At 36.0% G+C, this 5,944-nt stretch carries 5 protein-coding genes; 1 reads left to right on the top strand and 4 read right to left on the bottom strand.

Annotated elements, in window-relative coordinates; genetic code table 11:
- Nucleotides 1-107: 107 nt before the first annotated feature.
- The 4 genes from FD33_RS11700 to FD33_RS11685 all read right to left on the bottom strand — a co-directional run bounded on the left by FD33_RS11700 (nucleotide 108) and on the right by FD33_RS11685 (nucleotide 3,349).
- Nucleotides 108-446 (bottom strand): hypothetical protein, encoded by a 339-nt coding sequence (locus FD33_RS11700; RefSeq protein WP_025086221.1) that lies wholly within the window; start codon nucleotides 444-446, stop codon nucleotides 108-110.
- 55 nt (nucleotides 447-501) lie between these two features.
- Complete coding sequence (locus FD33_RS11695) at nucleotides 502-1,248, bottom strand: hypothetical protein (RefSeq protein ID WP_056955992.1); 747 nt, start codon at nucleotides 1,246-1,248, stop codon at nucleotides 502-504.
- Nucleotides 1,249-1,358: 110 nt separating this feature from the next.
- Nucleotides 1,359-3,083 (bottom strand): phosphoenolpyruvate--protein phosphotransferase, encoded by a 1,725-nt coding sequence (ptsP, locus tag FD33_RS11690; protein ID WP_025086217.1) that lies wholly within the window; start codon nucleotides 3,081-3,083, stop codon nucleotides 1,359-1,361.
- Entirely contained in the window at nucleotides 3,083-3,349 is a 267-nt protein-coding gene (locus tag FD33_RS11685) for a phosphocarrier protein HPr (RefSeq protein WP_025086216.1), read from the bottom strand. Before FD33_RS11685 ends, ptsP begins: the two co-directional genes overlap by 1 nt.
- 326 nt (nucleotides 3,350-3,675) lie before the next feature.
- Here FD33_RS11685 and FD33_RS11680 point away from each other — a divergent pair, with 326 nt between their 5' ends.
- Nucleotides 3,676-5,874: an ATP-dependent Clp protease ATP-binding subunit gene (locus FD33_RS11680; RefSeq protein ID WP_025086215.1), complete on the top strand. Its 2,199-nt coding sequence runs from the start codon at nucleotides 3,676-3,678 to the stop codon at nucleotides 5,872-5,874.
- Nucleotides 5,875-5,944: the final 70 nt, after the last annotated feature.

The raw sequence follows: 5,944 nt of genomic DNA, 5'->3' as shown, positions 1-5,944 counted from the left end.
CACTTGGATTCAATTTATTTTGTCCAAGTGGCTAACTTGTTATTGAAATTTTCGAGTTTATATTTTTCCGGTATTTTAAATATTTTTACATTTGGTAATCAACAAAATCATTTTTTAAGAGCTTCGCCATATCTAAACTGAACCCCAACAAAATAAGTTATTGCTGACATAAAAACAGCCATTAATGCAAAAATAATCAGTGAAGTCCAATTGTAATATCCACCAGTTAATAACATGAAGATGAAATAAACTGCTATATCTATTCCATAAATAACTTTCTTACCTAAATCAGTTAGTACTTGAATTAGAGCCAAAAGAAAAATTAGCAGAACTTCCCAAGGAAAATTGGTAAAAATTTCTCGATGATGGACAAGATTATTAATACTGACAAAAACCAGCCAGAATTCAATGAAAATCAAAAAATTTCTAATAACTTTATTTTTCATTAACTATCCCCCAATAAATTTAAGGTCCTATTAGCGTAACATAATTAAGAAATTCCTACTGTTGATTAAATTTATCGGTTAATTTATAAATATTTTTAAACTTATGTTTAGCCGCACTATTATTAAAAGCTGGATTATTAATTTGATACTTACCATTAGTTTTTACCCAGAAAGTGGTTTCTGGATTGTTGATCGTATAAAAATTATTTTGCGATAAGCCAAACTTTTTATACATTTTCTCTTGTTGCGTACTGTCAGGATGATAATTACCAATTCCCATAATTAACTGGCTACCAATCTGAGGCATTGGAAAAGTAGCACTGGGATAATAAATTGTTTCTTGACGATTCTTTATCCCATAATCACTATACAAATATTTTCCTTTAGTTAAGCCTCCAGCAAAAACTGTTTTAATAGTCTTCCCCTGAAGTTTCTTATCGCCACTGATAACTTTACTTACATAGATAGTTGCTTCAGTCTCAGGAGCAATTGGACGGCCTATCATGCCTTCAAGATCAATTAACTGTCCCTTTATTAAATATTTATTGCCATTTTTTAAATTCTTTAATGAAGTACTTTCATCATCATATCCATTAGGAATTTTAACAAAAGCATTTTTGAATTCATTCTGATCTAAGACTTTGATATTCTTTAGTTTTTTATTCCATTTCTTTTGATTAGTCCTTATCGTTTTATTACGTTGTTCTGTTTTGATTTTTTGTTCATGTGTTGATGGCTGATTTTGACAACCAGTTAACACAAATAAACTCAGAATCATTACAGTTAAGACCTTTAATTTCATTCTTTAAGACACCCATTTCTTCAATTATTAAAAAGTGTATCATGATGTCTCTTTGCTTGCTTGTTTTATACAAAAAAAGAGCCCGCATAGCGGACTCTAATAATTGATTTCTACTTATTCAAGTATTCTTCAACAAGTTTTTTGTTATCTTCATTAGTGATTGATTCATTAACAGCACGATCTGCTAATGTAGCAAGATCCTTTGTGCTTAGTTTCTTCATCAAACTTCTTACACGAAGAACTGATGTAGCACTCATTGAGTACTCGTCAAGACCCATGCTTAATAGCAATGGAAGCATTGTGTTATCACCGGCAGCTTCACCACACATACCAGCCCACTTGCCTTCTTTATGAGCTGATTCAATAACATGCTTGATCAATCTCAAAATTGAAGGGTTGTATGGTTGATATAGGTATGAAACATGTTCGTTACCACGATCAGCAGCCATTGTATATTGGATCAAGTCGTTTGTTCCAATACTGAAGAAGTCAACTTCTTTAGCAAATTGATCTGCTAAAACAGCAGCAGCAGGAACTTCCATCATCATTCCTAATTGAATGTCGTCAGAAACTTCTACACCATCTTTAACTAAGTTAGCTTTTTCTTCTTCAAAGACCTTCTTGGCATCTCTGAACTCTTGCAATGTACCAATCATTGGGAACATGATACGCAAGTTACCAAAAGCAGATGCACGAAGCAAAGCTCTTAGTTGAGTTCTAAAGATTTCTTGTCTATCCAAACTGATACGAATAGCACGATAACCTAAGAATGGATTCATTTCTTCAGGAAGTGGTAAGTATGGCAAATGCTTGTCACCACCGATATCCATTGTACGGACAACGACTGGCTTACCTTTCATTCCTTCAAGAACCTTCTTATATGCCTTGAATTGATCTTCTTCTGTTGGAAGACTATCTGATTGCATGTATAGGAATTCTGTACGATACAAACCAATACCTTCAGCGCCATTTTCAATAACGCCTTCTAGATCATCGGGTGTACCAATATTAGCAGCAATATCAAAGTGTTTGCCATCAGCTGTAACTGAAGCTTCATCCTTTAATTTTTCCCATTCTGCTTTTTCTTCGGCAAAGTCTTTAGCCTTTTGTTGATACTTCTTAACATCATCGTCAGAAGGATCAACGATAGCAGCACCGCTCAAACCATCAACGATAACTGTATCACCGGCCTTAACATCAGTAGTGATTGTGTCAGTACCAACGACAGCAGGCAATTCAAGTGAACGTGCCATAATAGCTGAGTGGGCTGTACGACCACCAATATCAGTAACAAAGCCTTTTACATACTTTTTGTTTAATTGAGCTGTATCACTAGGTGTCAAATCATGAGCAACAATGACAACTTGATGGTCAATCAATGCTGGATTTGGTAATTCAACTCCTAATAAATGAGCCATAACACGTTTTGTAACGTCACGGACATCGGCTGCTCTTTCTTGCATGTATGGATTATCTGTCATACCCTCAAAAATTGAAATGAAGTTTTCTGAAACATCATGTAATGCTTGTTCAGCATTAACATTCTTATCTGAAACTTCTTTTTCAACTGCGCCTGTAAATTCTGGATCAGCCAAAATCATCTTGTGAGCATCAAAAACTTGAGCTTCTTCTTCACCTAAAGATTCCTTAGCGGTATCTCTGATTTTTGTAAGCTCATCATCTGATGTTGAAATAGCATCTTTAAGACGACTGATTTCTGCATCAGCATCTGAAATACTTTTCTTAGTGAAAGACAAATCTGGTTGAACTAAAAGGTATGCTTCTGCAGTAGCGATACCATCACTAGCTGCAATTCCCTTAATAGTTTTAACCATTATTCTGCCAATCCTTCCTTTGTCATTGTTTCTGAGATAGCAGCAACTGCATCAGCAGCATCGTCACCATCAGCAGTGATTGTAACGTCAGCACCTTGGCCAACACCAAGTGACATAACACCCATGATTGACTTCAAGTTAACTGATTTACCTGAAAATTCAATATTGATATCTGAACTGAACTTGCTTGCTGTTTGTACTAGCATTGTAGCTGGACGTGCATGGATACCTGTTTCTGCAATAATGTGAAATTCTTTCTTTTCCATAATTAATACCTCACCATATAATATAAAATTCTGTAGTTACACTACAAATATTCACTAATTAATTTACCATTATCTCTAATTTTTCACAAGGGTTTTGATCAAAAAACAGCAAGATAAACCAAGTGTGATAAGCCGTTTAACGCTTACAACCCCTGATGCTGAAAGCGTTTATATTATTAATATTTTTTCAAGCAATTTTGAAAAAATATTTTTTTCTTCTATTGAAAAGATTAATTTCTAAAAATCTGAGACTTAGCACTTGCATTAGTCGAGTGCTAATTATATACTACCGTTGTATCCTGTTCAAAAGGAAAGGTGGGGTGCGTATGCTTTGTCAGAATTGTCATAAAAATGAAGCGACAATTCATTTATACACAAGTGTTAATGGTCAACGAACAGAAATCAATCTCTGTCAGGACTGTTATCAGAAATTAAGAAATCAAGCTAATGAAGGTATGAATAATATGGCACAAAATCCATCTGGTGGATTTTCTAGTTTCGAAGACTTGTTTAACGCACTAAATGGTGCTCAACAACCTAATGTTTTCGAGCAACAAGGTCCTCAAACTCAAACTGGTGGCGGCAATGGAAATGGTCGCAGACCTAGAGGTAATGGAGTCTTAGATCAATATGGTGTCGACTTAACCGATCTTGCTAAAAAAGGTCAAATCGATCCCGTTATCGGTCGTGACAAGGAAATAAACCGTGTAATTGAAATTTTAAATAGAAGAACTAAGAATAACCCTGTTTTGATCGGTGAAGCAGGTGTAGGTAAAACCGCTGTTGTCGAAGGTCTTGCACAGAAGATTGTCGATGGCGATGTACCTGAAAAGTTACAAAATAAACACGTCGTACGTTTGGATGTAGTTTCATTAGTCCAGGGTACTGGTGTACGTGGTCAATTTGAACAAAGAATGCAGCAACTAATTAATGAATTACAGAAGAATAAGGAAATTATTTTATTCATTGATGAAATTCATGAAATTGTTGGTGCTGGTAATGCCGAAGGTGGCATGGATGCAGGTAACGTTTTGAAGCCTGCCCTAGCCCGTGGAGATTTGCAATTAGTCGGTGCTACTACTTTAAATGAGTATCGTACAATTGAAAAAGATTCTGCCCTTGAACGTCGTCTTCAACCCGTTCAAGTAAATGAACCAAGTGTTGATGAAACCATTCAAATTTTAAAGGGTATTCAACCAAAATATGAAGATTATCATCATGTTAAATTCTCAAGTAAAGCCATTCAATCAGCCGCTGAATTATCGGCCCGTTATATCCAAGATCGTTTCTTGCCCGATAAGGCTATCGATTTAATTGATGAAGCCGGTTCTAAAAAGAATCTTCAAATCAATCATGTTGATATAGCTGACTTGGATAACAAGATATCTGATGCTGAGGTTCAAAAGCAGGCTGCTCTTCGTAATGAAGATTATGAAAAGGCCGCTTACTATCGTGATCAAGTTACCAAGTTCCAAGAGATGAAAGATGGAGCTAAGAGCGAACCAGCTGACAATAATACCGTTACTGAAAAAGATATTCAAAAAGTCGTTGAAGAGAAGACCAACATTCCTGTTGGCGAGCTTCAATCCAATGAACAAGCTCAATTGAAGAACTTGGAACCCGATTTGAAGTCACATATCATTGGTCAAGATAAGGCCGTTAGTGACGTAGCTAAAGCTATCCGTCGTAATAGAGTTGGTTTTAATAAATCTGGACGTCCAATTGGTTCCTTCTTGTTTGTTGGCCCTACTGGCGTCGGTAAAACCGAACTCGCCAAACAATTAGCTCGTGAACTATTTGGGTCTGAGGATTCGATGATCAGATTCGATATGTCTGAATATATGGAGAAACATTCAATTTCTAAATTGATCGGTTCACCTCCAGGGTATGTTGGTTACGAAGAAGCCGGTCAGTTGACTGAAAAAGTTCGTCGTAATCCATACAGTTTGGTCCTACTTGATGAAATCGAAAAGGCTCATCCAGATGTTATGCATATGTTCTTGCAAATTCTCGATGATGGTCGTTTAACAGATTCACAAGGTAGAACGGTCAGTTTCAAGGATACTATCATCATCATGACTTCTAACGCTGGCCAAGGGTTGCAAGAAGCCAATGTTGGTTTTGGTGCCGAAGCAACTGGAACAACTAACTCAGTCATGAGTAGATTATCAGAATTCTTCAAACCAGAATTTCTTAACAGATTTGATGGCATTGTCGAATTCAACTCTCTAACAAAAGATAATCTACTTAAGATCGTTGATTTGATGCTTGATGATACTAACAAGATGATTGCTGACCAAGGTCTAACCATCCATGTAACAAAAGATGCTAAAGATAAATTAGTTGACCTAGGTTACAATCCTAAGATGGGTGCTCGTCCACTCCGTCGTGTTATTGAAGAACAAATTGAAGACAAAGTTGCTGACTACTTCCTTGATCATTCAAAAGATAAGGATCTACAAGCAAGCATTGTCAAAGGTGAAATTAAAATTTCTAAGTATAGTGCACCTGATACCGAAGAATAATAGTGGTGCTTTCTAAGAGGCTGTGACAAAACAGTCTCTTTATCTTAAAAGTTCGATGCGAATTTGAAAA

The sequence above is a fragment of the Companilactobacillus paralimentarius DSM 13238 = JCM 10415 genome, from assembly GCF_001434985.1.
In the GTDB taxonomy this organism is placed as follows: Bacteria; Bacillota; Bacilli; order Lactobacillales; family Lactobacillaceae; genus Companilactobacillus; species Companilactobacillus paralimentarius.
This window is presented reverse-complemented; position numbering and strand designations above follow the sequence as displayed.

Coding starts and splice junctions, on each gene's coding strand:
- FD33_RS11680 (WP_025086215.1), top strand. CDS start 3,676: ATGCTTTGTCAGAATTGTCATAAAAATGAAGCGACAATTCATTTATAC.
- FD33_RS11700 (WP_025086221.1), bottom strand. CDS start 446: ATGAAAAATAAAGTTATTAGAAATTTTTTGATTTTCATTGAATTCTGG.
- FD33_RS11685 (WP_025086216.1), bottom strand. CDS start 3,349: ATGGAAAAGAAAGAATTTCACATTATTGCAGAAACAGGTATCCATGCA.
- ptsP (WP_025086217.1), bottom strand. CDS start 3,083: ATGGTTAAAACTATTAAGGGAATTGCAGCTAGTGATGGTATCGCTACT.
- FD33_RS11695 (WP_056955992.1), bottom strand. CDS start 1,248: ATGAAATTAAAGGTCTTAACTGTAATGATTCTGAGTTTATTTGTGTTA.